The 21,620-nt window shown below is 64.6% G+C and carries 16 protein-coding genes and 1 riboswitch; of the genes, 8 read left to right on the top strand and 8 right to left on the bottom strand.

All coding sequences use genetic code 11. From position 1 onward, the window contains the following. Positions 1-74: 74 nt before the first annotated feature. Positions 75-1,727 carry a DUF1684 domain-containing protein gene (locus tag SB749_RS07200; RefSeq protein ID WP_410709730.1) on the bottom strand — a complete coding sequence of 551 codons (1,653 nt, stop codon included), beginning with the start codon at positions 1,725-1,727 and terminating at the stop codon, positions 75-77. A gap of 135 nt (positions 1,728-1,862) precedes the next feature. Here SB749_RS07200 and SB749_RS07195 point away from each other — a divergent pair, with 135 nt between their 5' ends. Next, positions 1,863-3,167, top strand: coding sequence for a M18 family aminopeptidase (locus SB749_RS07195; protein ID WP_410709729.1), 1,305 nt, complete (start codon positions 1,863-1,865; stop codon positions 3,165-3,167). Positions 3,168-3,247: 80 nt separating this feature from the next. After that, positions 3,248-3,356, top strand: a riboswitch (TPP riboswitch). Then, the gene (thiC, locus tag SB749_RS07190; RefSeq protein WP_410709728.1) at positions 3,352-5,160 is read left to right on the top strand and encodes a phosphomethylpyrimidine synthase ThiC; all 1,809 of its coding nucleotides are present in this window, start codon (positions 3,352-3,354) and stop codon (positions 5,158-5,160) included. It overlaps the preceding riboswitch by 5 nt. 92 nt (positions 5,161-5,252) lie before the next feature. Here the strand turns inward: thiC and SB749_RS07185 are convergent, their stop codons facing one another. Together SB749_RS07185 and SB749_RS07180 are read right to left on the bottom strand one after the other, a co-directional pair. Beyond that, entirely contained in the window at positions 5,253-6,245 is a 993-nt protein-coding gene (locus tag SB749_RS07185) for a TAXI family TRAP transporter solute-binding subunit (protein ID WP_410709727.1), read from the bottom strand. A gap of 16 nt (positions 6,246-6,261) precedes the next feature. After that, positions 6,262-8,568, bottom strand: coding sequence for a TRAP transporter permease (locus tag SB749_RS07180; protein ID WP_410709726.1), 2,307 nt, complete (start codon positions 8,566-8,568; stop codon positions 6,262-6,264). Positions 8,569-8,871: 303 nt separating this feature from the next. On the opposite strand from SB749_RS07180, the gene SB749_RS07175 reads away from it, so the two are divergent. Continuing rightward, a complete protein-coding gene (locus SB749_RS07175) occupies positions 8,872-9,663 on the top strand; it encodes an amidohydrolase family protein (protein ID WP_410709725.1) in 792 nt (263 codons plus the stop codon). Between the two features lie 31 nt (positions 9,664-9,694). Continuing rightward, positions 9,695-11,491 (top strand): ABC-ATPase domain-containing protein, encoded by a 1,797-nt coding sequence (locus SB749_RS07170; RefSeq protein WP_410709724.1) that lies wholly within the window; start codon positions 9,695-9,697, stop codon positions 11,489-11,491. 34 nt (positions 11,492-11,525) lie between these two features. Here SB749_RS07170 and SB749_RS07165 read toward each other — a convergent pair whose 3' ends face one another. Continuing rightward, positions 11,526-13,982 (bottom strand): thioredoxin domain-containing protein, encoded by a 2,457-nt coding sequence (locus SB749_RS07165; protein ID WP_410709723.1) that lies wholly within the window; start codon positions 13,980-13,982, stop codon positions 11,526-11,528. A gap of 110 nt (positions 13,983-14,092) precedes the next feature. Here SB749_RS07165 and SB749_RS07160 point away from each other — a divergent pair, with 110 nt between their 5' ends. After that, positions 14,093-15,112: a hypothetical protein gene (locus tag SB749_RS07160; protein ID WP_410709722.1), complete on the top strand. Its 1,020-nt coding sequence runs from the start codon at positions 14,093-14,095 to the stop codon at positions 15,110-15,112. Positions 15,113-15,292: 180 nt separating this feature from the next. Beyond that, a complete protein-coding gene (locus SB749_RS07155) occupies positions 15,293-15,745 on the top strand; it encodes a pyridoxamine 5'-phosphate oxidase family protein (RefSeq protein WP_410709721.1) in 453 nt (150 codons plus the stop codon). Positions 15,746-15,805: 60 nt separating this feature from the next. On the opposite strand, the gene SB749_RS07150 is transcribed toward SB749_RS07155, so the two are convergent. Further along, a complete protein-coding gene (locus SB749_RS07150) occupies positions 15,806-16,666 on the bottom strand; it encodes a glycerophosphodiester phosphodiesterase (protein ID WP_410709720.1) in 861 nt (286 codons plus the stop codon). Positions 16,667-17,004: 338 nt separating this feature from the next. Between SB749_RS07150 and SB749_RS07145 the strand changes: the two genes are divergently transcribed. Together SB749_RS07145 and SB749_RS07140 are read left to right on the top strand one after the other, a co-directional pair. After that, on the top strand, positions 17,005-18,498 hold the full coding sequence (locus SB749_RS07145) for an alanine/glycine:cation symporter family protein (RefSeq protein WP_410709719.1): 1,494 nt from the start codon (positions 17,005-17,007) through the stop codon (positions 18,496-18,498). A gap of 113 nt (positions 18,499-18,611) precedes the next feature. Beyond that, positions 18,612-18,911, top strand: a complete 300-nt coding sequence (locus tag SB749_RS07140; protein WP_410709718.1) for a hypothetical protein — start codon at positions 18,612-18,614, stop codon at positions 18,909-18,911. A 147-nt stretch (positions 18,912-19,058) separates the two neighbouring features. Here SB749_RS07140 and thpD read toward each other — a convergent pair whose 3' ends face one another. The 3 genes from thpD to SB749_RS07125 form a co-directional block, all read right to left on the bottom strand. After that, the gene (thpD, locus tag SB749_RS07135; protein ID WP_410709717.1) at positions 19,059-19,967 is read right to left on the bottom strand and encodes an ectoine hydroxylase; all 909 of its coding nucleotides are present in this window, start codon (positions 19,965-19,967) and stop codon (positions 19,059-19,061) included. 205 nt (positions 19,968-20,172) lie between these two features. After that, positions 20,173-20,880, bottom strand: coding sequence for a hypothetical protein (locus SB749_RS07130; protein ID WP_410709716.1), 708 nt, complete (start codon positions 20,878-20,880; stop codon positions 20,173-20,175). Between the two features lie 227 nt (positions 20,881-21,107). Then, positions 21,108-21,515 carry an ectoine synthase gene (locus SB749_RS07125; RefSeq protein WP_410709715.1) on the bottom strand — a complete coding sequence of 136 codons (408 nt, stop codon included), beginning with the start codon at positions 21,513-21,515 and terminating at the stop codon, positions 21,108-21,110. Between the last annotated feature and the right edge of the window lie 105 nt (positions 21,516-21,620).

Raw genomic sequence — 21,620 nt, 5'->3', positions numbered from 1 at the left:
GCGCGAGGTTGCTGGGCCGCCGTCGGGTAGTTCGGGGAGGAAACGGGCGCTGGGACTGAGGCGGGGAGACGGGTTCAGCGGTGGTGGCGGATGAGGGCGACCATGCGGTAGTCGAATTCCTGCCAGCTCGTGATCGAGGCGCCGGATTCCATGGCCGCCTGGAAGTCCTCGACCTCGGTGCGATCGGACTCGAGCGGAATGTCGAAGGGCATCTCCACGTAGATCAGCCCGCTGGCGTCGGTGTGGACGATGTCGAAACCGGCCTGCTTCGGGTCGAGTTCGTTGTTCATCACGATGAGCAGACGCTCCGCCGACGCCTCGTATTCGGTTTCGATGCCGTCGACGTAGCCCTGCTGCGAACGCAGCTCCCGCTGGGCCTGGATGACGAACGCCGAGTACGCGCCGATGCCGATGACCGGAATCCGTGAAGTCAGCGCTTCGGTGGCGACATCGATGAGCCTCGACCGGGCCTTGCGCCCCAGCGGCGACAGATCCCCGCCGGACATCGCGACCCCGTCGAAGCCGACGAGCGAGATCCGCCCGTCGTCGTGGTTGGGGTTGAGGATGGTGATGTCGAGGCCGAAACGCGAATACCAGGGGCGGGTCACCTCGGCGCTCTCTTCGTCCCACCACACGTAGAAGAGGAACGGCACGTTGATCCCGGCCTCCGAGTAGAAGAACGGGGGACGCCGCTCACCTGCGGTGACGTCGAAGGGAACGACGTTTCCCTCGATCGGTGCCGGGCAGGTGGCGAACGAGGTGAACGCGAACGGGTAATTCACCGCACGGTTGAAATCGATGACGAGCGACCCGTCCTGATTCGGCACTCCGAGGTCGATGGTCCGCCATGCCGCGGTGGTGCTCCCGTTCGTCGAATCGTGGAAGTCCAGTTGGAGCCCGGTCTTCGGGCACCCGGTGGCGAGCAGGCTCACCTCACCGTGCGAGGTCTCGAAAGTGACGGTTCCCGCCGCCTGCGTCTGCAGCTGCAGATCTTCTTGGGCGGTTTCGATCGTGTAGGTCTTGAACGGGTCGAACCTCGTGAACCGGGCGAGGAAGACGAAGTCCGGGTCCGGGTCGAAGACCGGAACCTCGAAGAACTTCCCGAGCAGCGGGGACTTCGAATTGCGCACACGCACGCCGAGGCGGCCGCCCCGATCGATGAGTTCGTAGAGGACATTGCCGACGGTGAACCAGTTGAGCGAGCCGCCGTTCGGAAGCTTCGCGCTGAACCCGTTCTCTTCCACGCGGACCTGTGGCTTGGCGGGCACTGCTGCGTGTCCCTCGGACCCCGCATCGGATCCGGAGCCCGTTCCGATGTCCGTTCCGGCAGAAGCGTCGGCACCTGCAGCGTCCGCCGCACCTGCACCCGCGCCGGACTGGTCCATGACCCGAGGCAGGGTCGATGTGTCGCTGGGCACGGCCGGGCTGGTCGCACGGGTCGGTCCTCCGCCGTTCGCACCGGAGCCGCCGGCAGCCCCGGCAGTCCCGCCGTTGTCGACCTTGCTGAGCAGGTCGAATGTCTCGGCTGCCGGGCCGGCCTTGATTCCGGTCTTCAGGGATACGGTCACCCATCCGTCGTCGACGGTGAACGTGCCGGGGGCGTCGGTCCAGGTCGATTCGGCGTCGAGCCAGTGAAGTCCGACGACACTGAGCCAGCCGAACGGTTTCGCAAGGGCTGAGTTCCGTGAGTCGCGCCAGGTGTTCCACTCCGTCACGAACTGGTTCACGTCGAACACTCCTTGCCGTCGCTGGTGCGGTCGCAGGGTCGCTGCCCCCGCCTGATTCTCGGACGCGGTGGCAACCCGTCGCCTGAGACCTGATCTTCTTCACCTCCAAACTACCGCAAACGATAGGCTGGGGAAATGAATGAATCACTCCCGAGACCGGATGCGGCCGCGACGACAGCGGCCGACCTCGGCGACTTCGTCAGCGCATCTCCCAGCTCGTACCACGCGGTGGACACGGCAGCGAAACGCCTGGAAGGGGCCGGTTTCTCCCGCCTCGACGAGTCCGTCCCCTGGGCGCTGACGCCAGGGACCGGACACTACGTCATCCGCGACGGCGCGCTCATCGCATGGATGAATCCCACGGTCACCGAGGCGGCTCCCCGGTTCCGTGTGTTCGGTTCCCACACCGACTCCCCGGCGTTCAAACTCAAACCCGGCGGTGAGTTCACCGCCGAAGGCACCCGCCAGGTCGGGGTGGAGATCTACGGCGGGCCGCTGCTGAATTCGTGGCTCGACCGTGAGCTCGCATTCGCGGGTCGACTCAGCCTCGCCGACGGCAGCATCGTACTCGCCCGCACCGGGCCGATCGCTCGCATCCCGCAGCTCGCGATCCACCTCGACCGGCAGGTCAACGAGGGTCTGACCCTGGACAAGCAGCGTCACACCACTCCCGTCATCGGTCTGGCCGACCTCGCCGAGGCAGACATCATCGAACTGCTCGCAGAGTCGGCCGGGGTCGATGCCGAGTCCGTCGTCGGCCACGATGTCTACACCATTCCCGTTCAGGAGCCGGCCCTCTTCGGTGCCGCCGAGGAGTTCTTCGCCTCGCCGAGGCTGGACAACCTTCTGTCCGTGCACGCCGGCGTCACCGCTCTCACCCAGCTCGATGCCGACGGGCTCGACGGCATCCCCCTGTTCGCGGCGTTCGATCATGAGGAGATCGGGTCGAATTCGCGCTCGGGCGCGTGCGGTCCGTTCCTCGCCGATGTCACCGAGCGCATCGTCGCCTCCTTGCTGCCGCAGTCGACGCGCAGCGATTATCTCGCGTCGATGGCCACCTCGGTGTGCGTCTCCTCCGATGCCGGGCATGCTGCCCATCCGAACTATCCGGAACGGCACGATCCGCATGTCCGCCCCCGCCTCGGCGGCGGTCCCCTGCTCAAGCTCAATGCTCAGCAGCGCTACGCCACGGATGCGGTCGGCACCGCGGTGTGGTCGCAGGCGTGCGCGGCCGCCGGAGTCGAATACCAGGATTTCGTCTCTAACAATGCGATGCCCTGCGGGTCGACGATCGGACCGCTGACCGCGACCCGTCTGGGAATGACCACCGTCGACGTCGGTCCTGCCCTGTACTCGATGCACTCGGCACGCGAAATGGTCGCGGTCTCTGACGTCGCCGCTCTCGGCGCGGCCGCGAAGGCGTTCCTCCAGGGCAGCTGACCGCCGCGCCGCATTTCCGGCGGGACTCGATTCCGCCGAAAGTGCAGTTGTCCTCACTGCGTCAGTCGTGATACGAATTGCACGACCCCACGGGAGCCCGCTGCAAGGGCTGAGATCGGACTGGATCGTCCGAGACCGTAGAACCTGATCCGGTTGATACCGGCGTAGGAAGTGAGGACTGCAGATGACTGCATTCACCCCGGAAACCCCTGCCCCTGCCACGACTTCGGCCTCCGCACCTTCGCACGACGAATTCACCCTCGAGCAGTATCCGACGCATTCGCCGGCATGGGTTGATGACGAGGAACACGGCATCCGCGTTCCCGTGACCCGCATCGAACTCGAGGACTCGAACGGCCGGGCGAACGATCCCGTCGACGTCTACCGCACCGTCGGACCGGGCAGTCTCCCGGAAGAGGGACTGCCCGCTCTGCGGTTCCCGTGGATCGAGAACCGCCTCGACACTGAGACCTACGACGCCCGCGGCCACCGCATCGCCGACGACGGTCGTGCCGCCGTCCGCCGAGGTGCCCCGTCGCAGCAGTGGAAGGGACGCAAACCGGTCCCCCGTCGGGCCAAGTCCGGCCGCACGGTGACCCAGATGCACTACGCAAGGCAGGGCATCATCACCCCGGAGATGCGGTTCGTCGCGCTCCGCGAACAGTGCGATGTCGAACTCGTCCGTGCCGAGCTCGCCGCCGGTCGCGCGATCATCCCGAACAACATCAACCACCCCGAATCAGAGCCGATGATCATCGGCAAAGCGTTCCTCGTCAAGATCAACGCGAACATCGGCAATTCCGCGGTCACCAGCTCCATCGCCGAGGAGGTGCAGAAGCTGCGATGGGCCGCGAAGTGGGGTGCCGACACCCTCATGGATCTGTCGACCGGCAATGACATCCACACCACCCGGGAGTGGATCATCCGCAATTCGCCGATCCCCATCGGCACCGTCCCGATCTATCAGGCGCTGGAGAAGGTCGACGGCGATGCGAACGCGCTGACCTGGGAGGTCTATCGCGACACAGTCATCGAGCAGTGCGAGCAGGGTGTCGACTACATGACCGTGCACGCCGGTGTGCTGCTGCGCTACGTTCCGCTCACGGCCGACCGGGTCACCGGGATGGTCTCGCGCGGCGGGTCCATCATGGCCGGCTGGTGCCTTGCCCACCACGAGGAGAACTTCCTCTACACCCACTTCGATGAACTCTGTGAGATCTTCGCTCGCTATGATGTCGCTTTCTCACTCGGCGACGGACTGCGGCCGGGTTCTATCGCCGATGCCAACGATGCCGCCCAGTTCGCCGAGCTCGACACTCTCGCCGAACTCACCGAACGCGCGTGGGCCCACGACGTCCAGGTGATGGTCGAAGGGCCCGGGCACATTCCGCTCCACCTCGTGCGGGAGAACGTCGAACGTCAGCAGGAGCTCTGCCACGGTGCGCCGTTCTACACCTTGGGTCCGCTGGTCACGGACATCGCGCCCGGATACGACCACATCACCTCGGCGATCGGGGCGACGGAGATCGCCCGCTACGGCACGGCGATGCTCTGCTACGTCACCCCGAAGGAGCATCTCGGTCTGCCCGACCGCGACGACGTCAAGACTGGAGTGATCACGTACAAGATCGCCGCGCATGCCGCCGATATCGCGAAGGGCCACCCCGGTGCGACAGTCCGTGATGATGCACTGTCGAAGGCTCGGTTCGAATTCCGGTGGCGTGACCAGTTCGCCCTCGGTCTCGATCCGGAGACCGCCGAGGCGTTCCACGACGAGACGCTCCCGGCCGAACCGGCGAAGACCGCGCACTTCTGTTCGATGTGCGGTCCGAAGTTCTGCTCGATGCGCATCTCCCAGGACATCCGCGACACCTACGGCAGCGCCGAGGCGCAGGAAGCCCTGGCCGGAATGCGGCAGAAGAGCCGCGAGTTCCTCCCATCGGGAGGCGAGGTCTACCTGCCCGATCCGACCGTCGGGCTCAAAGCAGACTGACCGTCGTTCAAGGCGTGGCGCGTCGATCGAACTGTGCACGAGTCGACAGACGCGCCAACCCTTGATTCAACGGGGCCGGCCAGCCCAACCTCCTACTTGTTCAGTTCGTCCAGTGCCTTCTGCGAACCCGGGTGCAGCTTGATCGGCTCCGGCGGCTCGGCGGTGTCGAGGTTGATCTCCTTCGCCGCAGCATGCACCTTGACCAGATCGTCCTTCTTGTCGAAGAGGAGCTTCGTCAGAGCACAGGCCGTGCCTTCGTCCATGTCGTTGCGGACCATGAGCACGTTCGGGGTGACGATCGTCTTCACCGTGTCAACGCCCTTGTACGTGTCACCGGGGATCTCGGCCACCTCGTAGACGGGGTTGATCTCCTTCATCTTCCCTTCGAGGTCGGAGATGTCGAGGATCTCGACGTCCTTGCCGTTCGAAGTGAAGAGATCGGTGACGCCTGCCGTGGGCAGTCCGCCGGACCACACCATGCCGTCGATGGTTCCGTCCTTCATCCCGTCGACGGTCTTCGACAGGTCGAGGCGCTGTTTGGTCACGTCCCCGTCCTTGAGCCCGGCGGATTCGATGAGACGGTTCGCGATGACCTCGGTGCCGGACTTCGGCGATCCGGTCGAGATCGTCTTGCCCTTGAAGTCCTCGACCGAGTCGATCTTGGCATCCTTTCGCACGACGACGTGAGTGTAGTTGTCGTAGATGCGCGAGAGCGCGGAGATGTCCTCGGCCTCCTTGAAGTCCTCATTGCCCGACACTGCGTCGGCAGCGGTATCGGCCAAGGAGAATGCGATGTCGAAGTCGCCGCTGGACAGCTGTTGGAGGTTCTGCACGGAGGCGCCGGTCTCCGACGCTGTGGCTTTGAGGTCGGAATTGTCGGAGATCACCTGCGCCAGTCCGCCGCCGAGCACGTAGTACACGCCGGTCGAGTTGCCGGTGGCGATGGTGATCTGCCCCGAGGCGGCAGTGCAGCCGTCCCCGCCTTCTGCGGCGGGTTCGGCTTCGCGCTTGCCACCACATGAACTCATCGTCAGCACTGCGGCCAGGGCAGCCGCGGCGATCGTGAACGTCTTTGTTCGCTTCATGGACTTCGTCCCTTTCTCAGTTGGTCCCGGCCGGTGTTCCGGACGAGGGTGGTTCGTCGGTGGATCCGTCATCGGAGCTGTGTGTACCGGTTGTGGTTGCTGATGTTTCGTCCTTCGCTGGGGCGGCCACCCCTGCCGCAGTTCCCGTCGCCGAGGCGGTCACCGGTTTGCGTCGGAGGATGAGGTGGATGACGAGGGCGAGAGCAAGGGCCGCGAAGCCGACCATCATCGACAGTGGCTGCAGGTAGAGGAGCGAACCGGCGGCGAGGAAGCACAGTACCCGCTCAGGCCAGCCGGCGCGGCGAATGATCCATCCGCCCGCGCCCGCCGCCAAGGCAGCGACTGCGAAGGCCGAGACGAGGAAGGTCCAGACCGCGCCGAGGAATCCGCCCTGAGCGACCAACGCGGCACCTTCGGGAGTGAAGGTGAAGGCCAAGGGCACGAGGAATGCGGGGATCGCGTACTTGCAGGCCTGCCACATGGTGGCGATGACACGGCCGCCGGTGATTGCCGAGGAGGCAACTGCCGCCAACGCTGTCGGCGGGGAGACCTCGGAGAGGACTGCGTAGTAGAAGATGAACATCGCGGCGGCCGCCTCGGGGACTCCGAGGGTGATGAGCGCTGGGCCGACGATGACCCAGCTGGTGATGAATGAGGCGGTCACCGGCACTGCCAGTCCGAGAACCGTCACGGCAACGGCGGCAAAGATGCAGGTGAGGATCAGGATGACCGTCGGATCATTCGAGAACGCCTGGGCTCCCTTGATGAGGATGTCGGAGATGACCTGGCCGAGTCCGGTCTTCGTGATCGTCGAGACGATGATGCCTGCGGCGGCACACACGCTCGTCACCGGCAGAACCGAGCGGATGCCCGTCGACAGAGCCCCGTAGAACACGTCCCAGACGGCGCGGAGGATCGTGGCGGGTTCGCCTCGGCGGGCGAGGATGATCTCGATGATGCCGAATCCGATACCGACGAGCGTCGCGTAGACAACGGCTTTGAACGGTGCCATGCCGAGGGCGAGGAAGACAACGATGATGCCGAGCGAGATGAAGTGGTAGAAGCCCCTTTTGAAGATCGGCCATGACCGCAGACCCGGCGGCGGGGTGTAGTCGACTTCGATCTTCCGGGAGTCGATTTCGATGGCGAGGAAGATGCCGAGGTAGTACAGGAGGGTGGGCACGACTGCCCACAGAAGGACAAGTCCGTAGGAGACGTTGAGCAGCTCGGCGATGATGAAGGCCGCGGCGCCCAGTGTCGGCGGGGACAGGATGGCGCCGATGCCGGAGGCGGCAAGCATGCCGCCGGCGTTCTCCTTCGGATAGCCGGCCCGTTTGAGCACCGGCCAGGTGACCGCGCCGAGCGAGACGGCCGTGGCCGTGCCCGAGCCGGAGACCGTGCCGAGGAGGAATCCGGACAGTGCCACGGTGCGTCCGGGTGCTGCCTTGGATTTCTTGAACAGCGAGAAGCTGAGGTCGATGAAGAAGCTGGCGGCGCCGGTCTTGTCGAGTACGGCTCCGTAAATGGTGAACAGCACGATGTAGGTCGCTGCCACGTCGAGTGGGATCCCGTAGAAACCGGAGGCGTCGTTGTACAGAGCGTTGACGATCTGGTCGAAGTTCTGCCCCGCATGCGAGCCAGGCCAGTTCACGGGGATGTAGGAGCCGTAGTAGCTGTAGAGGAAGAAGACGATGCAGAAGATCGGCAGGATGAGTCCGGTGGTCCGTCGGGTCGCTTCGAGGATGAGAAGAAGCAGGACCCCGCCCATGATGACGTCGAGGCCAGTCAGCGATCCCTGCCGGTTGAGGAATTCGTTGAACCCGCCGGAGAAGAACGGCAGCACCGGATAAGCGCAGGTGAGGAAGGTGACGGCGACGAGCACCCAATCGATGATCGACGGGTTGTCGTTCTTGGCCCGCTTCCTCTTCGTCGATGTCGATGATGTCGCCGAGGCGGCCCCCGCCTCGGTGCCGGCCGTGCCCGCGACCCCTGCGCCGCCCGTCGACACCGCCCCAGCTGCCTCCGCGGCTTTGTCGGCCGCTTCGGCCTTGCGACCGAAACCGGGCCGGTAGCAGACGAACACCAGCGGCAGCACGAACGCGAGGAACCACATGAGGTAGAACTGGTTGCCCTGTCGCAGAGGGAAGAACACCTGGTTGAGCACGAAGAGCGAGACGACGAAGCAGACGATGCCGACGCCGAGGTCGAGTCTGCGCGTCAGAGTCCGCTGCGGCAGCTCTTCGTCGTACTGAGCGATGAGCTCGTCGACGTCGGCCTGCTGCGCCGGGTCTGTCGGAGCGGCCTCGGCAGTGCGTCCGGACATCCTCATCCTTCCAAATGCTCGGAGAGAGCAGTCGCGATCACCGTCGATCAGCGCCGCCCGATCACTTCAATGTGAACTCCCTCACAATATACCGAGGCGCTGACATGACCAGGTCTGTCGACCGCGCGTTCGAGACCCTTGATGGGATCGTTATCCGCAGTGCCGAAGAATGAGAATCCGCGATCGGCTCCTCCGCCCCTCGTCAGCGTCGTTCAAGGCGGAGCGCGCCCATCGAACGGTACACGGTCCGACAGTCGCGCCACGCCTTGAACGAGCGATTTGAGGACGATGTAGGTTGACGGTATGAGCGATCTCCAGCGTGCCTTCGACGCGCACCTGCACATCATCGATCCGAACCATCCGCTGATCGAGAACAACAACTATCTGCCCGATCCGTTCACGGTCGCCGACTATCGCGCGCGACTGCAGAGCCTCCCCGATGTGGGAGTCGAGGTTGCCGGAGGAGCCGTCGTGTCCGGTTCGTTCCAGGGCTTCGACCAGGGATACCTCATCGAGGCCCTGCGCCAGCTCGGCGACAACTATGTCGGCGTCACTCAGCTTCCGGATGAGACCACCGATGATCAGATCCGGCGCCTCGACGAGGCCGGTATCAAGGCTCTGCGATTCAATATCGCCCGCGGCGGTTCGGCCACCCTCGATGCCCTCGACAGCTTTGCCAGGCGGGTCCATGACCTCGTCGGATGGCATGCCGAGCTCTATATCGACGCCCGCACCATCGATGAGGACCTCGCCGCACGCATCGCCTCACTGCCGGCGGTGAGCATCGATCATCTGGGCATGCACGAGGACGGACTGTCCACCCTGCTGCGCCTCGTCGAGGCAGGAGTCAAGGTCAAGGCCACCGGTTTCGGTCGTGTGGAGCTCGCTCCCGCCGAGGCGGTCCGCCGCATCGTCGACACCGACCCGACCGCTCTGATGGTGGGGACGGACCTGCCGTCGACGCGAGCACGTCGCCCCTTCGCCGATGCCGATTTCACGCTCCTTCGTCAGGTGCTCACCCCCGCCGAAGCGGACGCCGTGTTCTGGTCGAACGCGGCCCGGTTCTACGGCCTGGAGTCCACAACCGCTGAGTAGGCGATCATCTCCACCCAGTAGCATGAGTGAAATGAGTTCACGTCAGTCGAGTCTCGCCTCCACTCTGCACAACCTCGACGGTCGCAGCTACGGCAATCTCAAGCAGATCCGCGGCCGCTACACCTTCGGACCGGTCACCGTGTTCATCGACCGGGTCCAGGCCGACCCGTTCGCTTCCCCGTCGAAGGTCCGGGTCCGCGTCGACCGTGCGGATGCGAGGTTCCCGCTTGACCTCACCACTGATCGCGCCGACCGCATCGCCGCCGCCGACTATCTGCTCCGCGCCGGCAATGAGGTGCTCGCGAACATCAATCAGCGCGCACTCATCCTCGGCCACCCCGGACAGGAGATCCTCGAGCGGACGAACATCCTCATCGACGATGCCGGGTTCGAGGCACGACTGCTCGTCAATCTGCCTGCACGCGGCCGCCGCATCCTCGGCCATCAGGCAGCGGACATCCTCACCCGCGATCTCCCGGAATTCGCCGAACGGCTCTTCCTCTTCGACCGTTGGTCAGACGTCCCGGCAGGCAGCGGAGGAAACACTCACGCTCCGTCGGCCCAGGGGCTTGCCGACCACGTCCAACTGCACCGGGATCAGCTGGAACTGCGCAGCCACCTCGGCGAAGCAGGACTCATCGGGTTCGTCGGAAATGGTGCGATTCTCCCGCGGACGTCCGGGGATTCGGACCTGCCGATGAAATCCTCCGATGCGGTTGCGTTCACCTCCCCTCCCGAACTCGAGCACACGGTCGAACTCTCCAGCGGCCGCACCGTCACCGGCATGGGCATCCCTCACGGGGTCACCGTCATCGTCGGCGGCGGCTATCACGGGAAGTCGACGATTCTGCGCGCGCTCGAACGCGGCGTCTACGCGCATATCGCCGGCGACGGGCGCGAATGGGTCATCAGCGACCCGACTGCCACCTCCATTCGAGCCGAGGACGGTCGCGCCGTCACCGGCGACGACATCTCGGCGTTCATCAACAACCTACCCTCGGGCTCTGACACGAGATTCTTCTCCACGACGAACGCCAGCGGGTCGACCTCGCAGGCGGCCAATCTCGTCGAAGCGATCGAGGCGGGCGCGAACACCCTGCTCATCGACGAGGACACTTCGGCGACGAACTTCATGATCCGCGACGAACGTATGCGTGCGCTCATCCCCGCCGAGCGGGAACCGATCACCCCGTTCGTCGACCGCGTCCGACCTCTGCTGACCAGACAGGGCGTGTCCACGGTGCTCGTCGCCGGCGGATCGAGTGCGTTCTTCGAAGTCGCCGACCACGTCATCGCTCTCGACGCCTACGTACCCAGCGAAGTCACGGATCAAGCGCACGACCTCGTCGGCGTCACCGCCGCCGACTTCGAAACGGCTCCAACCGGCCTTGGCCCGGACACCGGTTCGGACGCTGCCCCGGAATCCCCCACTGCCCCTGCTTTCACCGCCGCACCGCGCGTGCCCACAGCGAAAGCCCTGCGTCCGGCGTCGAAGACGAAGACCGCTCGTGCGAAGGGATCCGACCGGATCCAGTTCGGCCGCGACTTCATCGACCTCATCGCCATCGCTCAGCTCGTCGACGCTCAGCAGGCGTCTGGAGTGGCCGAAGTTCTCGAATACCTCGCGGAGATCTTCGACGGACGCACCTCCCTGACTGAGGCGCTGGCCGAGGTCGAAGGCATGCTCGATGCTGAAGGCATCGACGGAATCACGGGGCACCGCGACCATCCGGGCCACCTGACCAGGCCGCGACGTCAGGAGATCGCCGCCGCGCTCAACCGCTACCGCGGCTTGAGCCTCGAACGCCGAGCGGAGCCTCGAGCCTAGGCCCGACCTTCAATTGTTGAACTGAACCTCGCCCCTACCTGTCCAACAGCCCAACCAGCTCCGTGGCGGTGCCCACTGGCAGTGAGCACGAGGTCCCTCGGCACACGATCGCCGTCCCCGCGGGGACGTCGACCTCTCGGCCGTCCGGCCCCGGCACCCCCGTCGAGGCCGTCAGCAGAGTCAGCGACGGATGCCTGGCCGCGATGTTCCGCAGTGCCTCGTCGACGGTGGCGACCCGCACAGGAGACAGGGCCCGCTCGGCCTGCCACAGAGCATGCCCGCACCCGCGTGGAGCCTGCCCGGCCAGCGCCCGGTAGACCCCGAGCAGCCGATCCCGAACCTCCAAAAGCCGTCCCGTATCCAGCTCGGCGCCTTCACCCGGGAACGCCGCATCGCCCGATGGCTCCCAGCCACCGAATTCCAACCCACCAGACGTCGCAGCTTCGACACCGATTTCGGCGAGCAGCAGCACCGCCTCGGCGGCCGCGGATCGTCCCGAAGGCACGGTGTTGTCGACGGGGTCCACCGACTTCACGTCGATGATTCCGTCACCGAGCGAATCGACCGCTTCGAGGACCCCATCGCCACGTTCGGAGGTGAAGAGGTCAAGCATCGCCGACCCGAGATCGACCAGATCCTCCACCCTCACCGAGGCGGCCCCGTCCGGGAGCTGCCGGACCGTGGTCCCAGCGGTGATGAGTTGCGCCCAATCGGCGAGCCCGCCCCGCCCGGGGCCGGCGACTCCGCCGGTGAAAGAACGCCGCACATCGAGCGCAGCCGAGTCGGACGAGTCCCCCGATTCGGACGCACCACCCGGCTTGAGTCGGTCATGCGTCGCCGTCCAGAATCGCACGGCAGTTTCTGCCCATCGCGCCGAATCCGCAGATTCGGTGTTCCCCGTGCTCGCACCACCATTCGGGTCCGCACTCCCTGTCGAATCGGCACCACCGCCAGTCGCAACTCCCGCACCGAAGTACAGGGCCGCCTCGGCGAGGGCGGTGACAGCCAGGGAATTCCATTCGGTGATGATCTTCTCGTCGCGGGCCGGCTGGGACCGGCGAGCGCGCAGCTGCTCGAGCACCTCGCGCTGATGCCGCGTCGCGTCAATGTCCCACGGCGCGGGGTGCTCGGCGTCGAAGGGCACGTCTTCCATGCCGAGCCAGTCGATGATGCGCACGGCCGCGACCACCTGGCCGGATAGTTCGCCCCCGGCCGGGGAATCGACAAGCCCGAGCAGACCGGCCTGCCCGGCTTCCGCGAATTCCTCGGGGGTGAAGACGTAGGCTACGCCCTCTTCGGAGTCTCCCGCCGAGTTGAGCGAATCCGCGTCGAGTGCGGCGATGAACCCGTCGTCGGTCGACAGGTCGCTGATCAGGAAGTTCGCGGTGTCGGCGATCTCGCGTTCGGCCAATGCGAGCCATTTGGACGCCGGGTCCAGGGTGCGTTCGACCTTCGCCCAGGCGACGACGGCGCGCAGGTATAGGGCGTTGTCGTAGAGCATCTTCTCGAAGTGCGGCACGAACCACTGCCGGTCGACGCTGTAGCGGGCGATTCCACCTCGCACCTGGTCGCGCATGCCGCCGCTGGCGATCCGAGCCAGCGTCGAACGCACCGCGATGAGGCAGTCGAGGACGAGTTCGCCGGTCAGGTGCCCGTCGGCGCCGAGCCAGCCGAGCCGTCCTTCGGCCCGGACCCGATCCATCGGATGTTCAGCGGCCGCTCCCCCGTCCGCCGAGGCGGTCCCACCGGTTCCCGGGCGCGCCGAATCACCGCTGTCGGGTCCCTCACCCGCCGAGGCGGTCCCGCCCAAGCGCACGAACGCCGCGAGGAGCTGGAGGACGTTCATCATCGGCGGGAACTTCGGTGCACCGCCGAACCCGCCCCACGCCGGATCGTAGGAATCGAGGAGCGCCGCGGCGGCGGAATCGAGTTCATCCGGGGTCAATGACTCCGCGGTTGCCTCGGCGGGAAGAGCACTCGTCACTGCATCGGCCATTTCGGCCAGTCCGCGGTCCATCCGGGCCGTCATCTGGTTGACCTCGTCGCGGCGGTCCGTCCAGGTCGCCGATACGGCGGAGAGCACCTGCGTGAACGCAGGCAGATTGCCCCGCGGCGCGGGCGGGAAGTAGGTGCCGGCATAGAAGGGACTGCCGGCAGGTGTGGCGAAGATCGTCATCGGCCATCCGCCTTGGCCGGTCATCGCCTGCAGGGCGTTCATGTAGTAGGCGTCGATGTCCGGCAGTTCTTCCCGGTCGATCTTCACGGGCACGAACCGGTCGTTCATCATCGCCGCGACTGCTTCGTCCTCGAAGGATTCGTGGGCCATGACATGGCACCAGTGGCAGGTGGAGTAGCCGATCGAGATGAGGATGGGGACGTCACGGCGGGCCGCCTCGGCGAGGGTGTCCTTCGTCCACATCCGCCAGTCCACGGGATTGTCGGCGTGCGCGCGCAGGTAGGGGCTGGTCGAGTCGGCGAGTTCGTTCGGCATGACCCCAGCGTCTCATTTCGGGCGGTCTCGTGCGAGATCACGCTCAAGACAGTGCGAGATCTTCCCCATTCAGCCGACAAGGAAGCTGGTTTTTATGGGAGCATGGGGCCATGACCACCGCACCGAACACCGACGCCTGTGACCCGAGAATCGGCCTCGACGCCCGCAGAATGGCCATCACCATCGTTGCCGCCGCCATCTTCCTCGTCACGTGGATCGGCGCCGGGCTCCTCGAGGTCAAGGCTCAAGACTCCTATGTGTCGTCACCGGGTCCGAGCCTCCTGCGCCTCGCGCTCATCGCGGTCTCCGGCGCCGCCGCGATCACGATCGCCCGCGGTCTTCGCCCGATCCCCCGCAGCGTGTTCATCGTCGTCACCGTGTTCCTCTGCGCCGTCGAAGCGCTCAAGTCGATCTTCACCATCGACATGCTCGGCACCGACGCCGGGGGTCTGGCCGGCAATCCCACGCTCACCACGGCCCTGGGCGCCCTGAGTCTCATCGTCACGGTGACTTTCCCGATCGTCGTGGCCCTTGCCTTGGCCGGGGTCACGGCCCAACTCGTCCCTGTCGCCGAGGCGGCCGCCCCCGCAGTCCTCCGGCGCCGTTCCCGTGCCGCCGCCATCGGGTTGTTCGCCGCGACCGGGATCGTGCTCCTCGTCTGGTTGCTGCGAACCATGTTCGTCGACGCCATGTTCCTGTTCGAGTACGGTGATGCCGTCAATGCTCTGGGCGCAGCGATCGGGCTCGTCTCCGCCATCGCCGCCCTGCGGGTCATCGCCGAGTCTCGGTCGCTGCCGGCCGATGAACCGGCCGTCGGCCCGGCTTCGTCCGGCACCACACCGCGATCGGCTCGCACTCTGGCCTTCGTCGTCATCGCCTGCGGACTGCTGTTGTGCCTGGAGTCGACCTTGCTGGCGGTCGGATATCCACCGGTCTCCACCCTGGGATACCCGGGCTGGGTCGTCTCCATGTTCGGCCTCGTTCTCGGCAGCCTCGTGCTCGCGGTCCGCACGCTCAACTGTGCTCCGACCCACGACACCCAGACCCGCGACGAAGAGTCTGCCCTATCCGGCGACGAGGAGAGCGACAAGTCCCACGACCGCGCGATCCGCCGGCCCGCCCCCGACTGAGCCGGCCCGCGACTGCCGCAGACTGCTCGCCCACAGCTGAGCCGCCCCACGTGGTGAGACCACATCATCCGACGGGCAAACACCTCTTCCTCCTCAGCCGCGCTTCTTCTACACTATGTAGAACTCAGCGAGGAGGGAGCCGAACACGGTGACCACCGCTGTCGGACAAGGAGGACGACCATGAACACCGAATCACCCTGGACCCTCGACGCCAAGGAGTGCTGGGAGTACCTGCGGTCGACCACAGTCGGCCGACTGGCGGTCATCGTCGATGACGCCCCGGAGATCTTCCCGGTCAACTTCACCGTCGAGCATTCCGCTCTTGTCATCCGCACCGGGGACGGCACGAAGATCGACGCCATGCGCAGTCATCCCCGCGTCGCCTTCGAGATCGACGGCGTCGATGAGGAGACCGCATTCAGCGTCGTCGTCAAAGGCGATGCGAAGGAGATCACCGCTCCCGACGACCTGCGCAGCACCGTCTCGCTCGACGTCTCCCCGCTGCAGCCCGGCACGAAGAATCACTTCGTCCGGATCCTCGCCGAGGAGGTCACCGGCCGCAGCTTCCCCGTGACCGATCCGACGACGTGGAAGTCAGCTCTCAGCGACGTGGCGCGCGCTCCGCACGAGTGACCGATGCGGCGCGTTCGGGCATTGTGATTCGAACTCGAACGCTGGGGCAGCGCCGGGTCATCAGAGAGCTTCGACGACCTCGACGAGGCGGTCAGGGGCGTTGGTGATGATGCCGTCGGCGCCGACGTCGATGGCCCGTTCGATCTCGCCGAGGTCATCGACCGTCCACACCAGGCTCGTCATTCCGAGTTCGTGGATGGCCGTGAGGAACTCCTCGTCGGCGGCGCAGAACTCGGGGTTGACCTGGTCGACCCAGTCGGCGAAGTCCTGGAGTTCGTCCGGGCACGGGCGGCCGAGCACACCCACCGGGATCTCCGGGGCGAGGGCGTGGAACTCTTCGACGAACGCCCAGTTCGCGGACTGGACGACGAGCATGCCGGCGGCCAAAGCCCGGTCGAGATAATTCGGCACGGTGCGCAGGGCGGACAGGACCGCCTCGGCGATTCCGGGATAGAGCTCGGGATGCTTGACCTCGAGCAGCAGGCCGGTGCGGGTGTCGTGTGCGAGAGTGAGCACCTCGGCGAGACGGGGCACACGGATCCCGGCGAATTCCTCACCTTTCCAGCTTCCGGCATCGAGCGTGGCGATCTGGGCGGCGTTCATGCCGGCGATGCTGCGGTCTTGACGATTCGGGTACAGGGCGCGGGCGTCGGTGGTGCGATCGACGGTCGTGTCGTGCATGATCACGAGCTCACCGTCGGCGCTCATGTGGACGTCGGTCTCGATCATGTCTGCGCCCTGGTCGATGCCGGCGATGAACGCGGGGATCGTGTTCTCCGGCCAGTCGGCGGACGCACCTCGGTGTGCGATGACCAGGGGCGGGACCCGAACGCGGGCGGGATCGATCACGGTATCGGTGACGCCGGTGCTGAGGTCGCGGGGCGAGTGATCGGAGGTGGGGGTGGCGAGGGTGATGGGCATTTCAGAACTCCTCCACGGAGACTGCGGGTGGCATTCGGGCTCCGGATCCAACTGCTGCACGGTGGCCGAACGATGAGTACTAGGCCGCCCAGAATAGGGGTCCCGAGCAAGTTCCGGATGATGCGCGAGTGGACGGAACATGAATCCTGACGGTGTCGGCACTGGCCGTCGCCTGGGCTGACGCTGACTCGGCCGAAAGGGAATGTCGCACCTCGGGCAGGGGCCACTGCCACAACCTCGGGAGCAAGGGTGGCAGACTGGGAGTAAACACGGACGGAGTTCTCGCGTTCCGCGCCTCCGATCCTCTCCAGCATAATTGCCGAAGGAGGCGCAGTTCGATGGAGATGCTCCAGAGTGCTTTCGACAGTGTCAGCACCGTATCGTCGTACATCCTCGTGGCTGTTCTCATCCCCACTGGTCTGTATTTCACCATCCGCACGGGAGTGGTGCAGGTCCGCCTGCTGCCCGAGATGTTCCGCACCCTGACCGAGCCCGGCGGACGGGATTCCGAGGGCAACCGCAACATCTCACCGTTCCGCGCCTTCTCGATCTCCGCGGCCTCGCGCGTGGGAACGGCCAACATCGCCGGTGTCGCTTTGGCGATCTCGCTCGGAGGACCGGGTGCGATGTTCTGGATGTGGGTGACGGCCATCGTCGGCGGCGCCACGGCCTTCGCTGAATCCGCACTCGGCCAGCTGTACAAGCTCAAGGACGGTCCGAACTTCCGCGGCGGTCCCGCTTATTACATCAAGCACGGGCTGAACATGAAGTGGCTCGGACTGGTCTTCGCCGTCATCGTCGCCATCACCTACGGCATCGTGTTCAACTCGGTGCAGTCGAACTCCATCGTTGACGCTGTCGGGGCCTCCTTCGGAGTCGAGAGTTCGGACGGCGTCTTCGCTGCCGTGGCCGGTGCGATCATCGCCGTCGCCGCCTTCGCGATCTTCGCCGGCGGCGCCAAGCGCATCTCGAACATCTCGGCTTATCTGGTGCCGATCATGGCCGGCCTCTACCTCATCGTCGGCATCATCGTCGTGGTGATGAACATCGGTGCCGTGCCGTCGATGATCGCCACGATCGTCACCGACGCGTTCAGCATGGATTCGATCGCCGGCGGCACGCTGGGATCGATCATGCTCATCGGAGTTCAGCGCGGCCTGTTCTCCAATGAGGCCGGTATCGGTTCGGTGCCGAACGCTGCGGCCACCGCCTCGGCGTCCCACCCGGCCAAGCAGGGCTTCGTGCAGGCGCTGGGTGTGTACTTCGATACGATCCTCGTCTGCTCGATCACTGCGTTCATCATCCTGCTGTCGAACCCGGAGTACGGCAGCTCCGCCGAGGGCATCCAGCTCACGCAGACGGCGTTGAGTGGTCAGCTCGGGCAGTGGGCGATCCACTTCCTCACGCTGGCGATCTTTCTCTTCGCGTTCTCGTCGATCCTCGGCAACTACTACTACGGCGAAGCGAATATCGAGCATCTGACGACGAACCGCGTCGCGCTGCGCGTGTATCAGGTCATCGTCATGGTCTCGGTGTTCATCGGTGCGATCGCGGCTCTCGATCTGGTGTGGACCGCGGCAGATATCTTCATGGCGATCATGGCTCTCATCAACCTCTTCGCCCTGTTGATGCTCTCGCCGCTGGTGTTCTCTCTGCTGAAGAACTACCAGCAGCAGCGCAAGGCCGGCTTCGAACCGGTGTTCCGCCGCGGGGATCTGCCGACTTATCGGCGCATCAACACCGAGGTCGACGCCTGGGACGGCACCGACGAGGTGACGACCGCGAAGTTCTGGCAGGACCGCGGCAAGAAGGTCCGCCCCGACGGCGAATGATGCTGCGATCATTCTGATTTCGCAGACACATCGGGCGCTCCCTTCTCAGGGGCGCCCGATGTGTTTTCATTCCCCAAGGCCCGCAAGCAGCCCCCGACCCTCAGGAGGTCCCGTTGAGTATCGATCGCGCTGAGTTGGCAACTGCCCTCGCCGAGGCGACCGGATGGTCGGTCACGGCCGATTCACACCGAGTGACGTTCACCAATGATGATCCACCACAGGTGGTCATCTGGACCGTCACCGATTCCGAGATCGGTCAGCTGATGTATAACGAGAATCGCCGTGCCCAGGGTTACGGAGGCAAGAGAACTGCCGATCTAGGTGCCTTGTGGCTTCCCCTCATGGAAGCGCTAGGCCCATTCGAGGGATCCCGTGGCGTGATTCGTGGGACTGACCTGTGGATCATCGAGTAGCCGCGACTCATCGAGGTCTGTTGGAAGGCAAAGGGGTCCGGCGCCGCGACTGCGGCACCGGACCCCTTCTGTGCAGATGCGCTCACTCCACGGGGAGTTCCAGGCATGGGCGAGGCATCAGCGGCCGGCCCGATTGCGTATGTGGAGTCACCTACCGGCTGGAGTGAAGTCAGTGCTGCCGACGAACTCCGGGCGCGGTTTCGGCGCTGCGAACGGTTCCACACACGTGTTCTCCACCGAGTTGTACACGATGAAGATATTCGAGCGCGAGAACGGAGTGACGTTGCCGTTCGACGCATGCATGCAGTTGGAGTCGAACATGATCGCTCCGCCGGCCGCTCCTTCGAGCACGTCGATGCCGTATTCGTCGGCGAAGTCACTGAGAGTCTGACGATCCGGGGTGCCCGCACCCTGCATGATAAGTGACTTCCGATAGTTGTCCTCGGGAGTGCCTCCCACGCAGCTGATGTAGCGCTTGTGCGAACCGGGCATGATCATCAGCGGGCCGTTGAATGAGTAGTTGTCCGTCAGCGACAGCGAAAGACTCACCGCGCGCGGAGTGGGCATTCCGTCCTCAGCATGCCAGGTCTCGAAGTCCGAATGCCAGGAGAACTCTTTGCCCACGAATCCCGGCTTGTAGTTGATCCGGCTCTGATGGATATAGACATCGGTTCCGAGGATCTGACGTGCACGGTCGACGAGGCGCGGATCGTTCGCGATCTTTCTGAAGATCTCATTGGTGCGATGGATGTCGAATATCGACCGGACCTCGTCGGACTCGGCTTCGACGACGGTACGCTCATCGGCCTTCACCTCCGGGTCACGCGAAAGCCTTTGAAGCTCGTCGGTGAAGAGTGTGAGCTCTTCGCTTGTGATGAGCTGATCGATCGTCAGATAGCCCGTGTCCTCGAAGTGCTTGAGATCAGGCGCCTCGAGGGGCCCGTCTTCGGGAGAGCCGAAGACGATCGGACCCGTGCGCGGGAGAACCTCTGTGGTCTCACCGGAGCGAGTCGGATAGAGATCTGTGGTTGCGGTCGCAGCTGATACTGCTGTCATCATTTCTCCTTCCTTCGCTATGTGCCGTCTGCCCGGCCGGTGGCGTAACTGCTCATCGGCCCCGCAGAACGGGTTGTGCGGCCACCGTAACAGGAAGACATCGTCCCCGGTACCCCGGTCAGAGCCAGGACAGAGAGACCGGCACCCTCGGTGCGATCCAACAGAGATGAATCGCCTCCAAAGGTGCCGGTCATTCTTTGGACGGTCAGCGTTTGACCGACTTCGAGGTGGCTCCGGTTGCCCAGCTGACCTGGCCGAACGTGACGCGGTAGGTCTTCTTGCTCTTTGACTTCACCTTGTAGACGGCCTTGCCCTTCTTCGCGGTGACCGTCTTCAGGGTCTTCCACTTGCCGCCGGATTTGACCTGGAACTTCACCTTCGGGTTGTACTTGATCTTGCCGTAGTGCTCTGGGTGGTAAACCTTTGTCGACGAGGTCAGAGTGACGGTGCTACCGCTGCGTTTGGAGGACAGGGAGGCGTAAGTCTTACCTCGAACGTAGAAGTAGCCTTTGGTGTAGTCCGTGAAGTCTTCCCAAACAGTCTTGTAACCGTTGTAATAGTCCGACTCAACTTCCGAAGGCCCTAGGGTGTACCTGCCAAGCCCACTTTCGTCCGGATAGAGCGTTACTCGGTCCTTGTTATCCGGCGAGAAAGTCGAATAGAAGCTCGCTTCCGCAGTTTCTCCGTGCCGACCGTAAATGCTGGTATCAACCATCCAGCCGTCAGACTTCTTGATCTTGTAAGACATAGTTGTGTACGTCTTGACCGGGCTTGAGTTCGAAACCACCACGTTGCTGGCTGACAGCTTCGTCACGTCGAACGAGGTGCTCGCAGCCTCGGCAGAGACTGCGGGGCCAACGGCGAGAGCAAGAGCAGCGATTGAGGACACAAGGGCGCGCTTGAGGAACTTCATGGAGACTCCAACTGAAGATGGGATGGAAGGGGATGCCTGAGTCGGAGTCAACGAATGTGCAGTCGGCAACGAGAAGTCACGAAACTTGAAAGTTGTATGACCGAAGATTATCACACCTGCAGTGCGACTGGCTTCGGCTCAACCTTGCCGTTCAAGCGCACAACTCAACAACACGAAAAAGGCGGCCCGAGCGCAATGCTCGGGCCGCCTCGGCGAGGGGAACTGATTCAGTTCGCGGGTGCCGCCTCATCCTCGAGGATGAAGGGGTACACGCCGTTTTCGTCGTGGACCTCACGACCGGTGACCGGCGGGTTGAACACGCACGCCATCCGCAGCTCTTCCTCGGCGACAACGGTGTGCTTCTCGTGTCCGTCGAGCAGGTACATGACGCCATCGTGGAGCGGGTATTCCTTGCCGGTCTCCTGATCGGTCAGCGTGCCCTTGCCCTGCACGCAGTACACGGCTTCGACGTGGTTCTGGTAGTGGAACGTCGAGGTGGTTCCGGCGTAGATCACGGTGTCGTGGAACGAGAAACCGACGCGTTCCTTGCCGAGCACCATGCGGCGTGAGCGCCAGGTTTCGGACTTCACATCGCGGTCGGTGTCGTTGAGGTCATCGCGGTTGACTACGTACATTTGTGGTCCTTTCGCAAAAGGTCGGTGAAAGTATTCAGGGGTGGACCGCGGGCCTCCGTCTCACTTCAACGGCTCCCGTCGGCCCGGTTGGGCGATCGAGCTGGT

It is taken from the genome of Brevibacterium sp. SIMBA_078, assembly GCF_046534565.1.
GTDB lineage: Bacteria > Actinomycetota > Actinomycetes > Actinomycetales > Brevibacteriaceae > Brevibacterium.
The sequence above is the reverse complement of the archived record's forward strand: the minus strand, read 5'-3'. Positions and strand labels throughout refer to the sequence as shown.